Annotated in this window: 14 protein-coding genes and 2 pseudogenes; 10 read left to right on the top strand and 6 right to left on the bottom strand. The window is 67.9% G+C overall.

Features of this window, described 5'->3' with window-relative positions:
• Nucleotides 1-97: 97 nt before the first annotated feature.
• Both ABT078_RS27945 and ABT078_RS27950 read right to left on the bottom strand, forming a co-directional pair.
• A complete protein-coding gene (locus ABT078_RS27945) occupies nucleotides 98-751 on the bottom strand; it encodes an alpha/beta hydrolase (protein ID WP_351232386.1) in 654 nt (217 codons plus the stop codon).
• A 55-nt stretch (nucleotides 752-806) separates the two neighbouring features.
• Nucleotides 807-1,304: a VOC family protein gene (locus ABT078_RS27950; protein ID WP_351232388.1), complete on the bottom strand. Its 498-nt coding sequence runs from the start codon at nucleotides 1,302-1,304 to the stop codon at nucleotides 807-809.
• A gap of 243 nt (nucleotides 1,305-1,547) precedes the next feature.
• Between ABT078_RS27950 and ABT078_RS27955 the strand changes: the two genes are divergently transcribed.
• The 7 genes and pseudogenes from ABT078_RS27955 to ABT078_RS27985 form a co-directional block, all read left to right on the top strand.
• Nucleotides 1,548-2,639 (top strand): integrase core domain-containing protein, encoded by a 1,092-nt coding sequence (locus ABT078_RS27955; RefSeq protein ID WP_351232390.1) that lies wholly within the window; start codon nucleotides 1,548-1,550, stop codon nucleotides 2,637-2,639.
• Between the two features lie 347 nt (nucleotides 2,640-2,986).
• Complete coding sequence (locus tag ABT078_RS27960; protein WP_351232392.1) at nucleotides 2,987-3,604, top strand: TetR/AcrR family transcriptional regulator; 618 nt, start codon at nucleotides 2,987-2,989, stop codon at nucleotides 3,602-3,604.
• Nucleotides 3,605-3,719: 115 nt separating this feature from the next.
• On the top strand, nucleotides 3,720-5,069 hold the full coding sequence (locus ABT078_RS27965; protein ID WP_351232394.1) for a flavin monoamine oxidase family protein: 1,350 nt from the start codon (nucleotides 3,720-3,722) through the stop codon (nucleotides 5,067-5,069).
• A 120-nt stretch (nucleotides 5,070-5,189) separates the two neighbouring features.
• Entirely contained in the window at nucleotides 5,190-6,719 is a 1,530-nt protein-coding gene (locus tag ABT078_RS27970) for a long-chain-fatty-acid--CoA ligase (protein WP_351232396.1), read from the top strand.
• Nucleotides 6,716-8,449 carry an aldehyde dehydrogenase family protein gene (locus tag ABT078_RS27975; protein WP_351232398.1) on the top strand — a complete coding sequence of 578 codons (1,734 nt, stop codon included), beginning with the start codon at nucleotides 6,716-6,718 and terminating at the stop codon, nucleotides 8,447-8,449. Before ABT078_RS27970 ends, ABT078_RS27975 begins: the two co-directional genes overlap by 4 nt.
• 439 nt (nucleotides 8,450-8,888) lie before the next feature.
• On the top strand, nucleotides 8,889-10,550 hold the full coding sequence (locus ABT078_RS27980; protein ID WP_351232400.1) for an amidohydrolase: 1,662 nt from the start codon (nucleotides 8,889-8,891) through the stop codon (nucleotides 10,548-10,550).
• A 148-nt stretch (nucleotides 10,551-10,698) separates the two neighbouring features.
• Nucleotides 10,699-10,884: pseudogene (locus ABT078_RS27985) on the top strand (NUDIX hydrolase); the annotation flags it as partial.
• Here ABT078_RS27985 and ABT078_RS27990 read toward each other — a convergent pair.
• The 3 genes from ABT078_RS27990 to ABT078_RS28000 all read right to left on the bottom strand — a co-directional run bounded on the left by ABT078_RS27990 (nucleotide 10,872) and on the right by ABT078_RS28000 (nucleotide 13,460).
• Nucleotides 10,872-11,213 (bottom strand): hypothetical protein, encoded by a 342-nt coding sequence (locus ABT078_RS27990; RefSeq protein ID WP_351232402.1) that lies wholly within the window; start codon nucleotides 11,211-11,213, stop codon nucleotides 10,872-10,874. The pseudogene ABT078_RS27985 and the gene ABT078_RS27990 overlap by 13 nt on opposite strands.
• The gene (locus ABT078_RS27995) at nucleotides 11,200-11,769 is read right to left on the bottom strand and encodes an HD domain-containing protein (protein WP_351232404.1); all 570 of its coding nucleotides are present in this window, start codon (nucleotides 11,767-11,769) and stop codon (nucleotides 11,200-11,202) included. The genes ABT078_RS27990 and ABT078_RS27995 overlap by 14 nt, the downstream gene beginning before the upstream one ends.
• A 1,184-nt stretch (nucleotides 11,770-12,953) precedes the next feature.
• A complete protein-coding gene (locus ABT078_RS28000; protein WP_502981357.1) occupies nucleotides 12,954-13,460 on the bottom strand; it encodes a YxiG-like protein in 507 nt (168 codons plus the stop codon).
• 370 nt (nucleotides 13,461-13,830) lie between these two features.
• Here ABT078_RS28000 and ABT078_RS28005 point away from each other — a divergent pair, with 370 nt between their 5' ends.
• The 3 genes and pseudogenes from ABT078_RS28005 to ABT078_RS42885 form a co-directional block, all read left to right on the top strand.
• Entirely contained in the window at nucleotides 13,831-14,232 is a 402-nt protein-coding gene (locus ABT078_RS28005; protein ID WP_351232408.1) for a hypothetical protein, read from the top strand.
• A 175-nt stretch (nucleotides 14,233-14,407) separates the two neighbouring features.
• Nucleotides 14,408-15,121 carry a DUF6193 family natural product biosynthesis protein gene (locus ABT078_RS28010; protein ID WP_351232410.1) on the top strand — a complete coding sequence of 238 codons (714 nt, stop codon included), beginning with the start codon at nucleotides 14,408-14,410 and terminating at the stop codon, nucleotides 15,119-15,121.
• An 86-nt stretch (nucleotides 15,122-15,207) separates the two neighbouring features.
• Nucleotides 15,208-15,390, top strand: a pseudogene (locus ABT078_RS42885) (hypothetical protein); the annotation flags it as partial.
• Between the two features lie 101 nt (nucleotides 15,391-15,491).
• On the opposite strand, the gene ABT078_RS28015 reads toward ABT078_RS42885, so the two are convergent.
• Entirely contained in the window at nucleotides 15,492-16,238 is a 747-nt protein-coding gene (locus tag ABT078_RS28015) for an SMI1/KNR4 family protein (protein ID WP_351232412.1), read from the bottom strand.
• Between the last annotated feature and the right edge of the window lie 738 nt (nucleotides 16,239-16,976).

Below are 16,976 nucleotides of genomic sequence, written 5' to 3' on the forward strand. Positions count from 1 at the left end.
GTCGGCTGGGCCGTATGACCCGACCGAGGAGGGTGCCCGACGTCGCCTGGGCGCCGGGCGTGCACGTAACACTCTGCCACAGGATTGCTACGTTTCGCTAATCCGAATGGTGAGCCTGGAGTTCCAGCCCCGACGGACGCAAGAACGCCCGCATGGCCGGCAGATGGGTGGGTTCCACCAGGTGGCCTCCGTCGTGGGTGAGCAGCTGGACGTCCGCACCGCGCTCGCTCAGCTGCCCGACCAGGGACCGGGCCTGCTCAGGGGGTGCCAGGGGATCCTGCAGTCCGCTGGAGACCAGGACCCGTCGGCCGGTGATGTCCGCGGCGGGCGGCTCGGCCAGCGGCGGCATCGCGGCGATGAGGACAGCGCCGGCCAGCAGTTCGGGGTGGAGGAGCAGCATCGCCGCCGCCATGTTGGCCCCGTTGGAGAAGCCGACCGCGACCAGTGATCCCGGCTCCAGTCCGTACGAGCCGCCGGCGGTACGAATGAACTCGGCGAGCTCGTCGGCGCGTTCACGCAGGTCGGCCTCGTCGAAAACGCCTTCGCGCAGTCGCCGGAAGAACCGGGGCATGGTCCCCTCGAGGACGGTGCCTCGAGGGGACAGCAGCGGCGCTCCCGGTGCGAGGTCCTCCCCGAGTGGGAGCAGGCCGTGCTCGTTGTCGCCGGTGCCGTGCAGGAGCAGCAGCGGTGGCCCCGAGGCGCCGGGACGCCATGCGTGCGGTCGGTCAGCCGCCGGGGCAGTGCTGGTCATGAATGCCTCTCGATCGGAGCAGGGTGGGGTGTGCGGAATGCCCAGCGCTTGGCGCTCACAGCACCTTGAAGCCGTACATCTCGCCGAGCGGGTCGGCGATGAGCTCGATCCGGGCGCCGTCTGGGTCGGTGAAGTAGACCGAGACCTCGCTGTGGATGACGTGGTCGATGCCGTTCTGCTCCAGGTTGTTGATCAGGTGCTGCCAGCGCTCGGGCTCCACAGAGATGGCGATGTGGTGCAGTCCGCCGAGGACCTCGGCGTACGGGCCGAGATCCAGGCCCGGGAAGTCGAAGAAGGCGAGCAGGTTGCCGTTGCCGATGTCGAAGAAGAAGTGGGACGAGCCGGCGTAGTCCCGGTTCTCGATCAGCTCGGTGAGCGGGAACTCCAGGATGTCCTGGTAGAAGCGGATGGTGGCCTCCACGTCACTGCTGAGCAGGGCCGTGTGGTGCAGACCTCGGGCCGAGGAGGCCGGACGCTGGTCCGCGGGGCGCAGATGTGCCTCGCGGATCCGGTCCCGCTCAGCCGTGATGGTCTCCAGGTCGGTGGCGTGCATGCTTGCCTCCGTTGAATGGGGGTGTGAGGTGCGGAGCTCCTTGACCCTGAAAGTTTAACATTCAATCACTGGCGCGCTAGACCCTGTCCGGGTGATCTTTGAGGAGCGGCCCGCGGCGTCGGATTGCGGGTGCCGAGAGAGCATCCGCGCAGGTCGCGGCCTTGATCGCCGGTCTCCGGCTGTGCCTGCCCCTCACCCCAGTGTCTTCACCTGCACAGGGCATCAGCGGCATCATGACGTGTCGTGCTGCTGCGCCTGGCCTGCCTTGCTGCCACCGACACCCTGGCGCTCCTGCGCCTCCTGCCGATGAGCGACCGGAACAAGGACATCGAGATTCTGGCGCTGAGACATCAACTACGGGTTCTGCAACGCCAGGTCGGCAAGCCTGCCTTCACCGACACCGACCGTGCGATCCTCGCTGGCCTGCTCCACCACCTCCCCAAAGACAAGCTGCGGCGCCTTCTGTTGCTGGTCCGCCCGGACACGGTCCTGCGATGGCACCGTGACCTGCTCAAGCGACGACATGTCGCCACCTGCATGCCCAAACGGCGCGGACGCCCGCCTACGGTCCGCTCGGTCCGCGCCCTGGTCCTGCGCCTGGCTCGCGAGAACTCCTCGTGGGGGTATCGCCGGATCCACGGTGAACTCGCTGCCATGGGCATCAAGGTCGCCGCCTCCACCGTCTGGGAGATCCTCGAGGAGCACGGCATCCCGCCCGCGCCGGAACGCCGGAGCACGACCTGGGCCGACTTCCTGCGCAGCCAGGGCGGCGCCCTGCTCGCGTGCGACTTCTTCGAGACCCGCACCCTGACCGGGGCGCGCCTGTACGTCTTCGCCGTCATCGAGCACTCCACCAGGCGCGTCCGGATCCTGGGCGCCACCGCGCACCCCACCGCGGACTGGGTGGTGCAGCTCGGACGTAACCTCGTCATGGACCTCCAGGAGGCAGGCAACAAGGCCAGGTTCCTCATCCGCGACCGGGACTCCAAGTTCACTGCCGCCTTCGGTGCGGTGCTGGCCGATGCCGGACTCGAGATCGTGAGGAGTGGCGTTCGGATGCCGCGAATGGACTCCCTCATGGAGCGCTGGATACAGAGCTGCCGGCGCGAGCTGCTGGACCGTACCCTGATCTGGGGCCAACGCCACCTGCTCCACACCCTGCGCGAGTGCGAGTCCTTCTACAACGGACACCGCCCCCACCGGGCCCTGGGCCAAGCCGCCCCACTCCGCCCGCTACCCAAACCCAGCACCGAACCTGGGCAGATCAGGCACCTGGAGATCCATCGGCGAGACCGACTCGGCGGAACTTTCCACGAGTACCAGCATGTGGCCTGAACTGGGCGGATGATTTTTCGGCACCCGCAACCGGGGATGCCGGCTCCGCTGCCGAGCGCGATGGACAGTGCCAGCAGTGCAACGACGACGCCCATGGGCGAAACTCCGGCAAGCACGAAGAAGACGATGTCGGCCGTTCCCATGGCGCCCGGTACGGGTTGCTCCGCGCTGGGGCGGGCGGAATCCACTGTCACCATTGACGGGTTCTTTCTGTGGTGGTCCGTCTGGACCACTCTAGCAAGCCAGTCAGTCGACCGACTTGAATGAGGACCGTAGTCACGGTGTGATCTGGCCGACAAGAGCCTCGTGAGAAAATTCCGGTCAGCCGGCCGAGTCAGGAGAAACAGATGCCCTATGTCGAGGCCTCGGCGCGAAGCCGGCAGGTGGTGGCCGCCGCTCGTCGCGTCCTCGCCCGGGACGGGGTGGCCCGTACATCGCTGCGGGCCGTCGCCGCAGAGGCGAACGTGCCCCTGGGGACCCTCCAGCACGTCTTCCCCTCGAAGGAGAAGTTGCTGCGGGCTGTGATCGAGGACGTCGTCGGGGAGATCGCCGAGGTGCTCAAGTCGTCGGCCGAGCTCGAGCGCGGGCTGGAGCACGCGATCCGGCAGGGGCTGACGAACTTCTGGTCCCAGCTCGTCGTCGGTGACAGAAACCTCCAGATCATGCAGTACGAGCTGTCCACTCACGCGCTGCGCACGCCGGGGCTCGAAAGCCTGGCGCGCTGGCAGTACGAGCGGTACAGCCGCATCGTCGCCGCATGGTGCCAGGAGGCGGCCGGCAATGCCGGAGAGACCTGTGCGGTGCCGTTCGGCAGGCTCGCCCGGGTGCTCCTCGCGAGCGTGGACGGGCTCATCATCCAGTACGTGTGCAATCCCGACGCCACCCGTTCCGCAGAGGACCTCGAGGACGTCATCACGATGCTCGTCGCCCTGGCCGACGTCCGGCCGGCCGGTCACGGGCAGTAGGCCCCGGCACCGTTCTAGGCGCTCCGAAGGGATCCCTCCGCAACCCTTGCCGTCGAGGCCTGTTGTGGCTTACGTTCTCCAACCAAGTCGTACGACTGTATTGATTGGAGCGGTCATGCGTGATGTCGACGTAGTCGTGGTGGGTGCCGGCCTGGCCGGTCTGACCGCCGCTCGTGCGCTTGTCGCCGAGGGCAAGACCGTCGCGGTCCTGGAGGCACGCGACCGCGTCGCGGGCCGCAACCTGGGTGGCTTCCTCAGCAACGGTGTGCCGGTGGAGATGGGCGGCCAGTGGGTCGGGCCCACCCAGGATGCCGTTCTCGAGCTCATCAAGGAGCTCGGGCTGGAGACCTTCCCCAGCTACGACGACGGTGAGGCGGTCACCTACCTCGACGGCCAGGCTCACCGGTACTCCGATGCGACCTTCGGGCTCCCGCTCGACAGCGCAGCGGAGGTGGGCCGGCTGTGGGAGCAGATCGAGATTCTTGCCGCCACGGTGTCGACCTCGTCGCCGTGGGAGACCGAGGGCGCGGCAGACCTGGACCGCCAGACCCTCGACTCGTGGCTGACCACGAACACCGACGACACAATCGCTCTGCGCTTCTTCCGCCTGCTCGTGCCCGCGCTGTTCTCCGCCGAGGCGCCGGAACTGTCCCTGCTGCACTTCCTGTTCTACGTGAAGTCCGGCACGAGCCTGGAGACGCTGGTGTCCACCACCGGGGGCGCCCAGGAGGAACGCGTCGTCGGGGGTACCCACCGGATCTCCGAGCGGATGGCCGAGGAACTCGGCGACCGCGTGAAGCTGGGCTGCGTGGTACGCACCATCCGCCAGGACGACGAGGGCGTGCGGGTGGAGTACGAAGGCGGGGAGGTCACCGCTGCCCGAGTGGTCGTCGCCGTGCCCCAGACACTCGCGGGACGGATCCGCTACGTCCCGGTGCTTCCCGCCCTGCGCGACGGGCTGACCCAGCAGATCCCCGCGGGTGCGGTCATCAAGTTCCAGGTGGGCTACGAAACGCCGTTCTGGCGCGAGGACGGCCTCAACGGCTTCGTGCTCAGCCTCGACGACGAGTTCAACGTCGTTCTGGACAACTCCCCGCACGACGCCTCCTGCGGTGTCCTGGTCGGCTTCCTGGAGGGGGCGCACGCACGCCGGGCCGGTGAGACGCCCCCCGAGCAGCGCCGCCGGCTCGTGGTCGACACGCTCGTGAAGTACTTCGGTCCCAAGGCCGCCGAGCCGTTCGACATCGTCGAGCAGGACTGGACCAACGAGGAGTTCACCCGCGGCTGCTACGGCGGACGCCTCGGCGCCGGCGTCTGGACCCAGTACGGCAAGGCTCTGGCCGCTCCGGTCGGGCGCATCCACTGGGCCGGATCGGAGACCTCCGACGTCTGGAACGGCTACATGGACGGCGCCGTCCGATCAGGCCGCCGCGCGGCCGCCGAGGTCCTCGCCGACCTCGGCTGACGTCCGGGCCGGCGCCATCGGGTGAGATCGTTCCCGCCGGCGCCGGGCCACCGAATTCGACTGAACAGCCGTCAGCTTCTCTGCTCGGAAGCCTGACCAGGCCCTTCTAGGAGCTTGCCCATGAGTAACCTCGCCTGTCTCGTCGCCGAAGCACCGGCCGACTGGGCCGAACGCCCGGCACTCCGGCTCGACGAGCACGCCCTGACCTACCGTGCGCTCGACGAGGCCAGCGCCCGCGTCGCCGCGATGCTGAGCGGCCTCGGCCTGGTGGCCGGCGACCGCGTCGGGGTCATGCTGCCCAACGTGCTGCAGTTCCCCGTGGTCTACTACGGCATCCTGCGCGCGGGCTGCGTGGTGGTGCCCATGAACCCGCTGCTGAAGTCGCGTGAGGTGGCCTACTACCTCTCCGACGCGCAGGCCAAGGTCGCCTTCGTCTGGCACGGCTTCGCCGAGGAGGGGGGCAGAGGCGCGGAGGATGCGGGGGCGCAAGCCGTCGTGGTGGCGCCGACCGAATTCGAGGCGCACCTGGGCCGCCACGAGCCGACCGCAGGCGTCGCCGACCGGGACGCCGAGGACACGGCCGTCCTCCTCTACACCTCCGGGACCACCGGGCAGCCCAAGGGCGCCCAGCTCACACACGCCAACCTGCTGCGCAACGCCCAGGAGTCGGCCCGGCTCTTCACACTCGGACCCGCCGACGTCGTGTTCGGCGGCCTGCCGCTGTTCCACTCCTTCGGGCAGACCTGCGGCATGAACGCCGTCCTGAGCGCAGGATCGATGCTCACCCTGCTTCCCCGGTTCGATCCCACCGAGGCGCTGCGTGTCCTGGAACGTGACCGCGTCACCGTCATGCAGGGCGTCCCCACCATGTACGGCGCGCTGCTGCAGCACCCTCAACGAGGCGAGTACGACCTGTCCGCACTGTCTATGGGCGCCTCGGGTGGGGCATCGTTGCCGGTGGAGGTCCTGCGCGCGTTCGAGGCTGCCTTCGGCTGCCCGATCCTGGAGGGCTACGGGCTGTCCGAGACCTCGCCGGTCGCCTCGTTCAACCACCTGGACGGAGCGCGCAAGCCGGGTTCCATCGGGACGCCGATCAACGGCGTGGCGATGCGGCTCGTGGACGACGAGTTCGGCGAGGTCGCCGAGGGCGAGGTCGGCGAGATCGCCATCTCGGGGCACAACGTCATGAAGGGGTACTGGAACCGTCCCGAAGCCACCGCCGACGCCGTCCGGGACGGGTGGTTCCGCACAGGAGACATGGCCCGTCGCGACGAGGACGGCTACTACTTCATCGTCGACCGCAAGAAGGACCTGATCATCAGGGGCGGGTACAACGTCTACCCGCGCGAGATCGAGGAAGTGCTCTACACACACCCCGCCGTCGGCGAAGCGGCAGTCATCGGCACGCCGCACCCCACCCACGGCGAAGAGGTGGTCGCCGTCGTCGCACTGAAGCCGGGCGCCACCGCCACTTCGGAGGAACTGCGCGACTTCACCAAGGACAGGGTCGCGGCGTACAAGTACCCGCGCCACGTCCGGCTGGTCGCCAGCCTCCCCAAGGGCCCCACAGGCAAGATCCTCAAACGGGAGATCGTCCCGCCTGCACCGGCCACCCTGGCGAACCCGACGGAAGTTGGAGACGAGCGATGACCGAGCCCCGAATGATGCCCCACACGCAGGCCGAGGACCTCCGCCTCGACGAGGTCGTGGCGCGAGCTCGGGGCGGTGAGCATGCATGGGCGGCGACCTCGCTCGCACGACGGCGAGAGCTGCTGCGCGAGCTGGCCGCGAAGGTCGCCGAGCACTCGGCGGAATGGGTGCAGACAGCCGCCCGCATCAAACAGCTCCCCGCCGACTCGCCACTGGTGGGAGAGGAATGGATCAGTGGCCCCTGGTCGGTGATCAACTACGCCCAGGCGCTCGCCGACACCCTGCGGCTGCTGGACCAGGGAAGCGACCCGCTGGCCGGGTACGGCATCAAGACGGCACCGGGCGGCCGGACGCGCATCGAGGTCCTGCCACACGGGATCTTCGACAAGCTGCTCCTCAACGGCTTCCGTGCCGAGGTGTGGACGGTTCCCGGCGTCGACGAGGCCCAGCTCCGAGCCGAGGCCGGCCTGGCACAGCGCGACCCCGCCACCACGCACGGCGCCGCGCTGGTGCTCGGAGCCGGCAACCTCTTCTCCATCGCACCGCTGGACGTGCTCCACCAGCTCTTCGCGTGCAACCGCGCCGTCGTGCTCAAGCTGAATCCGATCACCGACCCGCTGCTCGACGTCTTCGAGAAGATCTTCGCCTCCTTCATCGACCTGGGGGTTGTCGGGATCATCACCGGCGGGGCCGAGACCGGCGCGGCCCTCGCGCAGCACGCAGGGATCACCACCGTGCACATGACCGGCGGGCAGGCGACGCACGATGCCATCGTGTGGGGTGTGGGGCAGGCCGGAGCCGACGCCCGTGCAGCCGGGGCCCCGCAGCTGACCAAGCCCATCACCAGCGAACTCGGCGGCGTCGGCCCGGTGATCGTCGTGCCGGGCACCTGGTCCAAGGCCGACCTGCGCTTCCAGGCCGAGCACGTCGCCACACAACGGCTGCACAACAGCGGGTTCAACTGCGTCGCCGCCCAGGTGGTGGTCGTCAGCTCCGACTGGCCGCAGAAGGGTGAGTTCGTCGAGGCTCTGCGGACGGCACTGGCGCAGGCCCCCGCACGGCCGGGGTGGTACCCGGGCTGTGAGACCCGGGTCTCCGGTGCGCGGGCACTGCACCCCGCAGCCGAGGCCGTCGGCGGGACGCCCGAGCGCACTCTGCTGCCGGGCCTGGACGCGACCGACACCGCGGAGAGCGCCTTCACCACCGAGTACTTCGGACCGGTGCTCGGCCTCGTCGAGCTGCCCGGTGCCGGAGCCGACTTCCTCGACGCGGCAGTCACCTTCGCCAACGAGCGTCTGTACGGCACGCTGGGCGCCAACATCGTCGTTCACCCCTCGACAGCGGCCCGGCTGGGACCGCACCTGGACCAGTCCGTCGCCGACCTTCGCTACGGCACGGTCGGCATCAACGCATGGACCGGGGTTGGCTACCTCACCCCCCGCGCGACCTGGGGCGCCTTTCCCGGACACACGCTCCAGGACGTGCAGAGCGGCATCGGCGTGGTCCACAACGCGCTGTTGCTCGACCGAACCGAACGCACCGTGGTCCGCGGGCCCTTCCGTCCGGCCCCGCGTTCCCTCCTCAACGGCGAGTTGGCCCTCTCACCCAAGCCCGCGTGGTTCGTGACGAACCGGACTGCTGCGACGACCGGCAGGCTCCTGACCGCGTTCTCGGCGCGCCCGCGCTGGACTGCCTTGCCGGCCATCTTCGCCTCGGCCCTGCGAGGCTGAGTCACGCCGGGACCCTCGGGACCCTCCCTGATCGGTGCGACGCGTTCCGCTCCCGGTGAGTCGACAGAGCCGCCGGCCACGTCATGGGCCGGCCGGGCCGCCTGCGGTTCAGGCGGAGCGGAATGTGGCAGTGCCGTGACGGGGCTGAGTCCTGGCGGACGAGCCGCCGCTGCTGCAGGCGGAATTGGATCGGGCGCTCAACGGCCGCTGCACCGGTCGCTGGTCCACGGGGAGTGGTCGATCAGTCCGAAGCCCCCGTGGTTCGTGTCCAACCGGACCGTGGCCGGCACCGGCCGTCGCCTGGTCGCGTTCCACGCCCGGCCGCGCTGGAGCGCGCTGCCCGGCATCTTCGCCTCAGCCCTCCGTGGCTGATCGCTCACCTCCAACCATCCGAACGGTCCTTCGATCGACGGGCCGACCCAGAAGGGACGTCAACACCATGACCGCAGCCGGGCCAGACCTGATCCTCCACAACGCCGCCGTCTACACGGTTGATCCGGATCGTCCTTGGGCGAGCGCGGTGGCGGTCGCCGACGGCCGCGTCGTCGCGGTCGGGAGTGACGACGAGGTGCTTCCGCTGGCGAAGGAGCGAACGGTCGTCCGTGACCTCGGTGGTCGCATGATGATGCCCGGCATCGTCGACGGACACTCGCACCTCATGCTCGGCGGCGCTGCCGACTACTGGGAGCTCACCATCGACCCCTCGGACTCCCTCGAGAAGATCCTCGACATCGTGCGCGCCGAGGCGGAGCGCCTCGAGCCCGGCACGTGGATCATCGGCGGCATCGTCGGCAGCCTGGTGATGGGCGAGATCAAGGACGCTTCGTACCTGGCCAGACTCGACGACGTCAGCCCGGAGCACCCGGTCCTGTTGCGCGACGACACACAGCACAACCGATGGGTGAACTCGCGGACTCTTGACCTGATGGGCGTGACGGCGGACACGCCGGATCCCGAAGGCGGCTTCTACGTTCGCGACGCCGAGGGGCAGTTGACGGGAGTCCTGTGGGAGCTGGCATGTCGCCATGCCGAGGAGGTTGCCCAGAGCCACATGCCCGATCTGGCGGAACGGAAGGCGAAGTCGGCGCAGCGGGCGATCGAGATTCTGAACTCGTTCGGCATCACCGCGACCCAGGAGGCTGCGACGTTCCGTACGGCGTTGGCGGCCTTCCGTGACCTCGACGAGAGCGGGGCGCTCAACGCGTGGGTGGTGGCCTCGTTGCCGGCGCGCGACTTCGTCGTCGACGTCGGCGAGGTCGGGGACGAGCTGTTCGACGTGGCCGAGGAGTACCGCACCGCGCATCTGCGGCCCGACTTCATCAAGGGCGTGGTCGACGGCATTCCCATGTCGTACACGGCGGCGTTCCTCGAGCCGTACGCCGGAGACCACCATCACCACGACTTGCACTACGCGGGGACGACCTACTTCACGATGCCGGAACTGGTGCGCCTGCTCGACAATGCGCATCGGCGTGATCTTGGCGTCAAGCTGCACGCCCTCGGGGACGGATCCGTACGCCTGATCCTCGACGCGGTCGAGGTCGTCCGGGACCTGCGGGGTCCGGGCCTTCGCGCCCAGATCGCGCACGTCGCGTTTGTGCACCCCGACGACCTGCCCCGCTTCGCCGAGCTCGGCGTCGTGGCAGACCTGTCACCCGCGGTGTGGTGGCCGAACCCCATCACGGAGGCGGTCCGTGCCGTGCTCGACGACGAGCGGATGGACCGCATATGGCCGTTCCGCGACCTGGACGAGACGGGAGCGCTGCTGATCGCCGGGTCGGACTGGCCCTGCGCGAATCCCACCCCGTCGCCGTGGCTCGGCATCGAGGCGATGGTGACGCGCGCCGACCCGACCGGTTCGTTCCCAGGAGAGCTGAATCGAGAGCAGGGGCTGGACCTCGAGACGGTGTTGAGGATCTACACCCACAACGCGGCCGTCTCGATGGGCCTCGGCGACGAAGCCGGCCAGATTGCCGTCGGGCGCTCGGCCGACCTCATCGTCCTGGACCAGAACCTGTTCGAGATCGCCCCCGAACGGATCCACCGAACGCAGGTCGACGAGACGTACTTCGCCGGCCGCCAGGTCTACAGCCGCGGCTGATCCTGGCATCCCGCGGCCAATGTGCGCCGATCGTCCATGGCTGCATGCTCGCAGGTCCGATTTGAGCAGCGGCGAGGTCGAGGCGCGTCGGGAGAGGCATGGCGCGGGACGCGTTGCTCCGGGCTTGGCCGTCGGGGCCACGCGTCGGCTGCGGCAGCAGTTCTCGATCTGCTTCACAGCGAAGATCATCGGAGGGAAGCTGCGCACCAGCAGCGAGAGCAAGGAAGTCGCCTTCGTGTCGCGCGACCGGCTGGACGAGGTGAACATCCACCCGTCGATGCGACTGCGGATCGACCACGGTTTGGTCGATCGGACGGAGCCTTACATCGGCTGAGTACGAGCCGCGCGTGCCTGGTGAAAGCGCACAGTGTCCGACACCCAGACGATCATGTCGTTCGCGATCTCGGACAATCGTGACCCGGTCTCGATTCGGTGCACGCTTCGTACGGGATCGCGGAACTCGATCTCGTAGACGCCCTCTTCAAGCAGCGCGGCAACGATGTACCAGCCGGCATCACCGACACCCTCAACGATCAGATGGCCGTTGTCCGGCAGCTCGAAGTCCCGCATGAGCTCGTAGAGCAGATCCTCGGAGGCATCTTCGTACGTCTCCCGTTCTCGCTCTCCACTCGGCAGTAGGGGCTCCCACTCATGGCGAGCCATCCACGTGTCCGGCGAGGCGAGCGGACGTCCGGTCGACAGCAGCTCCGAGGTACGGCCGAGCCTTGGTGATCGCGGTGTGCACCTCGCTGCCGGGTTCGTAGCGAACCAGGATCTCGTCCATACGCTGGTCGAAGTCGAAGCGTTGCCCGGCCGGGCCGGTGGTCATGTCGGCAAAGATCAAAGCGTCCAGGACCGGCGAGTCCTCGCGCTCGTACACGGCGAGTTCAGCCGAGAGTCCACGCTGCTCGGCCTCGTACACGGCGCCGGAGTGATGCGCGACGAGCCGCACGAGGCGATCGGGCGCACCGAGCGACGCCAGATGCCGTGCACCGTCGAGCGGATGGAACCCGGTGTCGCGCAGCTCGGGTGCGTACCCGATGTCGTGCAGCCAGGCCGCGGCGACAAGGAGGTCGCGTTCGTTCTCGGGCACGGCCTTCGACGCTTCGACGGCCCGCGCTGCGACTGTATGCGTGCGCAGCCAACGGTTCCCGAGCGGCGGCAACAACGACTCGGCCAGCTCGGCCGCTCCCTGGGGCGTATCCAGCGCAGAAGGCATGAGCAGCACGGTAGCCCAGCTCACGGACAGCCCTACAGGCCGAACCCCAGGCCACAGAGCCGGTGCGGTAGAAGTTTCTCTACTTCATCAAGGCGCTCCCGCCGCGCACGGCGCGGCGTCGCGCGGCCCGGCGGCCCGGGCCGACGCTCCTGCCTTCGTCCCGCTTCGGCCCGACCGCCGGCCGCACGCCTCTACGGCGAAGGGCTTGATGGGGTGAACCCCGCTGTGGCTGGGGCGGTCGGCTCCGCGGCTTTACGCTGGCTTTAAGCAGCCACCATGGGGCGAGCCTCGAAGATCGGGGCCCACATCGGGCTATTGCGGGCAGGTACAGAGACTGCCCGATTCGCGGCCAGCGTACGGGCCATGCTCTCTCGCCCCATGGCAGCTCCAGCCCAAAGCCGCTACGCCGACCTCGTTGCAGGCCCTACGCGTCTGCTCAGTCTGCTAGGGCAAAGACCAGGCCAACGAACGATAGGAAGAGCCCGCCCGGAGCAACCACGCCGCCGCAAAGCCGGAAGAACCAGGGCCCAAGACGTGATTCTTCCATGAGCCCGAGTTCCATGGTCCGGGCTCCAACGGCGGCTCTCACCGCGTTCCGTCGCTGAGCCATCCTGTCCGCCGCACCGCGGACATTGAACAGCAAGGCGAATCCCCAGGACGCCACAGCCAAGCCAATGACGGCCAGAAGTACTGCTCCCACTCCCACACTCCCCAACAGGCTCCCAGAGCGGAGCACCAAACCCAACTCTCTGAGCTGGGTGTATCCCCGCGGAGCCTCTCACCTTCCGCGTGTTGCCGACAATCCACAGGTGGCGGCGGACGGTCACCGAGACCAGGCCCCGCCTACGAACGGTGTCGAAAGGCACGAGATCATTGACGAGTGGTAGGGCTAGTGACCGTGGCAGTACAGCAGCCCAGTACCGCAACCCCATCAATTGCCACCGTCCGGTAGCGCCCCTCCAGGGCCGTGAAGCGACCGGTATGACCGTCGCTGACCGATCCGGCTAGAGCTACGGATCAAAAGGTGGCCGTGCCCGTTCGGTCGGGAAACAGCGGGGAACAGCGGTCGCTGGCAGGCAAAGCTCATGAGAACGGCCCCGTGACCGAGTTGCCTGGTCAGAGGCCGTTCACCTGCGGTGGGTGTGGGATTTGAACCCACGGTGACGTCGCCGCCACGACGGCTTTCACGTCTGTTCGCCGCCGGACGGCTCGTCCCCAGCGTCTACCACGAAGGGAGCGTAACCGGCAGGCAGTTCGCCTACTTGGAGGTCGGAGAAGACCAGGGTGAGGTTGTGGGAGTTGGTCTCGATGCGCACCTCATGGAACTCGATTCCCACGGCCTGCGCCCATCGGTTCGCCGACTCCGACTCATGGACGATTGTGGCTCCCGGGTACAGACAGTGCCACTTCACGCCCCACACGTACCCGTCGCGGTCGGCGCCCATCTCAAGGTCGATGAGCCGATCATCCAAGGAGGTCTTCCAGACTTCGGCGTCCACGGCGGTCCGGCAACCAGCCTCCACGCAATACCGAAACAAGTACCGCAAGTAGGTCGGCTGGATGCCGGTGCTCGGGGCTGCCGTCGCGTAGATGATGATCTCGTAGTCGCGCATGTAGTCGGTGAATCCGTGGTACACCAACGCTTGATCAAACACCTCGTCCAGTAGGGACTGAAGGGCCGCATCGTCCATGGCGCAGTTGTACAGCAGCGATGTACCAGCAACCATCATGCCCACCGCCGACCGGCACCGGCCGCAGACCCCAGGATGACCAGCCCCGCAGACCTCAGCAACCGTCCCGCCGATAGTTCGCATCGAGGAGGTCACCGTGCCCGCTGCGTGCCCGTTCCAGGGGGATGCAGCGGGGAGCCACGGGGAACAGCGGGCCCTGCTGCACTCTGTCCCAGGTCGGGGTGTTGGCAGGTCGGCCAGCGTCCGCATACGCCGTCTTCCAAACTAATGCTCCAGGATCCGAGCGCGGCGGCGCTTGACTGGGTCATTGAAACTCCCGGCCAAAGTCGCTACGCCGACCTCGTGGTCCAATGGGCGCCGAGGGGGCGGAATGAGCGAGCAGAGGCTGTCCGAGGCAAGCGCGTGGAAGTACCTGATCGAGACACTCACGATGCTCGCTGTGGACGCGAGGGACCAGAGAACCTGGCTCGACAAGTACCGACTCGAAACCGACGACTTGGCGCTCGACTACGAGAACGCACGAGCATCCATCGTGCTCCTCGCCGAAGCTGGCCGTATCGACGTCGCGATGGAGTCGCGCCTCGCACGCATTGACGCGATCCTCGACGCGATGAGCGGGGCGGAGCAGGCTTCCAGGTGGACGTACGAGGCGCTAACGGCCGACACAGGGTGGCTCAAGGTGCGCCAGCTGGCACGCGAGGCACTCACCGAACTAGCCGGGACTTGGCACCAGCCGTTGCCCACCCTGGGGATCTACGGTGGCTCTCAATAACTGCCGGGGGCCGTCTCTGGGCCGTCCGAGGGCGCACAAGGGTGACCAACGCTGACAACCGCAGACAGCTAAGTCGCAGGTCGCAGCGTTGGTCGATTACGCGGCCGCAGGTCAGAGACCCGGCCCTTCACTTCTTCGGCTTCTGCTCCGAGTGGCTGGGGCAGAATCTTGGTCCATGACCAAGTCCCCTGATCTAGCAGCTCTCTATCCCGACATTGCGGCCGAAGGTAGCCTCGCCGCAGCGCTCCAGACCGTTGCGGCCAGGGACGACATCTCCGTCCCGTTCCAGGTCTCGGAATCTGACACGCTGCTCTATGCCGCCGTGGCGAGCACGGTTCCGCATCGGACGGTCTTGGGCATCTCAGGGTGGGTGGCCGAACGGCGGTGGTCGATCCGCGGCTGCGAGACGTTCCAAGATTTGGCACTCGTCGAGGGAAGGACTGAGGACCTGACCCAGGTCGTCCGTGCTGCGCAAGCCTGGCACGATGGGGCGGAGCTGGCCGACATCCGGCGAGCCGCGCCGTTCGTACATCTCACCGGCCGCTTCGAAGTAGCAGAGTACGATCCGGCGCAACTGACCGAGTCCGAATGGCAGCACTTGCGCACAGAAGCGGGCATGCTGGACTGGCCCGAGTACCACGCGCTCATCGAGGCGGCCTATGCCGAGCCTGCGTTGCGGGGGCTCTACCCGTTCGCCAGCCACTGGACGCTGCGATTCTCTACCAGTACCCGCCCTCACCTAACCGTCGTCCCGGTGTGCCTGGACGCTCATCGGGAGAAGCCCTACACCGTTAACGCCAGCTACATGGGGGAGGTCCTCGCCGAGACGACGACCGCGGAGGAGGCGGTGGCGGCGGCTGTCCGCCATCTGCCCCAGGCGGCCGGCTGACGTGCCCAGCAGCCCTCCCAAAGCCGCTACGCCGACCTCGTTGTACCGTGCGGGAAGCCATCGCGGCAGGACGGGGTATGCACAGCATGAGCAGACGGCGGTACGTGGCCCGAGGCGTACCAGGGGGCTACCGCATCTGGGACAACAAGGGACGCCGCTGGTGGGGCGACCACTACGAGCTGTGCCCTGATGATCTCCTGACCGAACTTAATGGTGCCGCCGACTACGAGAAGATCACTGCTCTTCTCAGGCAGATGTCGGCGGTTCGAAACGGTGCACGCCCACCTCGACGTGGCACCGTGCATCAATTCAGCGGCGTGCCCGGCCGTCGCGACAAAGGCGCTCGTCTTCATGCTCCGGTGAGCGGGCTTCACCGGTTGAGTGCCTCATCCCAAACGTGTCCGCCATCCGCCCAGGTTTGTAGCCATTTCCGCAGTGAGGCTGTCGCGTGGCGCAGGCCGTCGTGCGCGTCTTGGCCCCAGTCGGGCACCCAACCGTCCGCGTCGTAGAGCAACACGGGGTTGCCAACCGCGGTAAGTGAGAGGTGCCACTCCATCGTGCAGCCGCCGTACGTGAGGTGCAGCCATGACGCCGGCACACCCTTCGCGCGGTTGCGCTCGTGGATGCCGACCGCGCACGGCCAGTCGCGCAGGTGCCCTGGGGCCCGGTTGCCGTCGGTCAGCGAGGCCAGGCCGCCTTCGGGGCCGAAGCCCCCGTCGGCGACCTCGGTGTACACGCGCCGTAGCAGTTCGGGAAGACGGCGCCCGATTCTGTGTTCTGCCTTCTCGACATCCGCCATGGAGATCGGCGGAAACAGCGGGCCGCGGGGCGCGTCGGTGTAGTAGACGGCCACCTCCTCGACGTCGGACTTGAGCTGTACCGTCCCGTCGCTGCTGTACGACCTGATCACGTCCCGGCGCTGCTCCAATCGCGTGCTGCCGTAACGCTCGGATATCCACATAGCGGGAACGGCGGCCGTGTCGAATCGCCGACCCGGATCATGCGCCCGAGCGCGCAGCTTCTCGATCAGCACATCGTCGTTCTCCTCCTTGACGCCCGACTCGTCGAGAGACTCCGGCCTGAGCGGCGCGGGACCATTTTGCGAAGGGGAGATCATGTGCGGGAGCCTAGTGCTGAGCTCCGACACTCTTCGGCAAGCGCCGAGCGGGTACCGGGCCGTGATGATGTGCCACAACCGTGCCATATCAGGCGGTCAGCCACGGTCAACGACGGTTCGCCGCAGCCGAGATGACCTGCTGAGCTGGGATCCCTTCAAACCTGGCTTGACCTGTGCGCCTTCGACGGCCCTAACCACCAGGCTTACAAAGCAGATGTCGGCGGTTCGAAACCGTCCGCGCCCACCAGCCAAAACGCCCCCGCAGCGAGCCGCTGCGCGGGCGTTGACGGTGGAACTTGACGGCAGTTGTTGGGTCCCCCGGTGCGTGGCCTCGGTCCATGGGGCTGGTCACATTGCGCAGCACGCTCATCCGCGACAGGGACGACCACGAGCATCGCTGGTGTGAGTAGAAGACTTCTCTACGGGTTTCAAGGCGACTCGCTCCGCTCGCCGCGCGCCCGGCTTGGCGCCGGGCGACGCTCCTGTCTCCGCCCCCCTCCGCCCGGCCGCCGGACGCGCGCGGCGCGAGCTGACGCAGAGAGAACGGCCGGCACGGGGCTGGGGCGGTCGCCTCCGCGGCTTTACGCAGCCACCATGGGGCCAGCCTCGAAGATCATGGCCCCAGATCGGGCTATTGCGGGCAGGCGAGGAGCCAGCCCGATTCGCGGCCAGCGTAAGGGGCCATGATCTCTCGCCCCATGGCAGCTCCGTAAGTTGTTAGGCGGCCCGGGAGGGCCG

Origin of the sequence: Streptomyces sp. NPDC002133, from assembly GCF_040296405.1 — a bacterium.
Classification (GTDB): domain Bacteria; phylum Actinomycetota; class Actinomycetes; order Streptomycetales; family Streptomycetaceae; genus Streptomyces.

Coding starts and splice junctions, on each gene's coding strand:
- ABT078_RS27945 (WP_351232386.1), bottom strand. CDS start 751: ATGACCAGCACTGCCCCGGCGGCTGACCGACCGCACGCATGGCGTCCC.
- ABT078_RS27950 (WP_351232388.1), bottom strand. CDS start 1,304: ATGCACGCCACCGACCTGGAGACCATCACGGCTGAGCGGGACCGGATC.
- ABT078_RS27960 (WP_351232392.1), top strand. CDS start 2,987: ATGCCCTATGTCGAGGCCTCGGCGCGAAGCCGGCAGGTGGTGGCCGCC.
- ABT078_RS27965 (WP_351232394.1), top strand. CDS start 3,720: ATGCGTGATGTCGACGTAGTCGTGGTGGGTGCCGGCCTGGCCGGTCTG.
- ABT078_RS27970 (WP_351232396.1), top strand. CDS start 5,190: ATGAGTAACCTCGCCTGTCTCGTCGCCGAAGCACCGGCCGACTGGGCC.
- ABT078_RS27975 (WP_351232398.1), top strand. CDS start 6,716: ATGACCGAGCCCCGAATGATGCCCCACACGCAGGCCGAGGACCTCCGC.
- ABT078_RS27980 (WP_351232400.1), top strand. CDS start 8,889: ATGACCGCAGCCGGGCCAGACCTGATCCTCCACAACGCCGCCGTCTAC.
- ABT078_RS27990 (WP_351232402.1), bottom strand. CDS start 11,213: ATGGCTCGCCATGAGTGGGAGCCCCTACTGCCGAGTGGAGAGCGAGAA.
- ABT078_RS27995 (WP_351232404.1), bottom strand. CDS start 11,769: ATGCCTTCTGCGCTGGATACGCCCCAGGGAGCGGCCGAGCTGGCCGAG.
- ABT078_RS28000 (WP_502981357.1), bottom strand. CDS start 13,460: ATGGACGATGCGGCCCTTCAGTCCCTACTGGACGAGGTGTTTGATCAA.
- ABT078_RS28005 (WP_351232408.1), top strand. CDS start 13,831: ATGAGCGAGCAGAGGCTGTCCGAGGCAAGCGCGTGGAAGTACCTGATC.
- ABT078_RS28010 (WP_351232410.1), top strand. CDS start 14,408: ATGACCAAGTCCCCTGATCTAGCAGCTCTCTATCCCGACATTGCGGCC.
- ABT078_RS28015 (WP_351232412.1), bottom strand. CDS start 16,238: ATGATCTCCCCTTCGCAAAATGGTCCCGCGCCGCTCAGGCCGGAGTCT.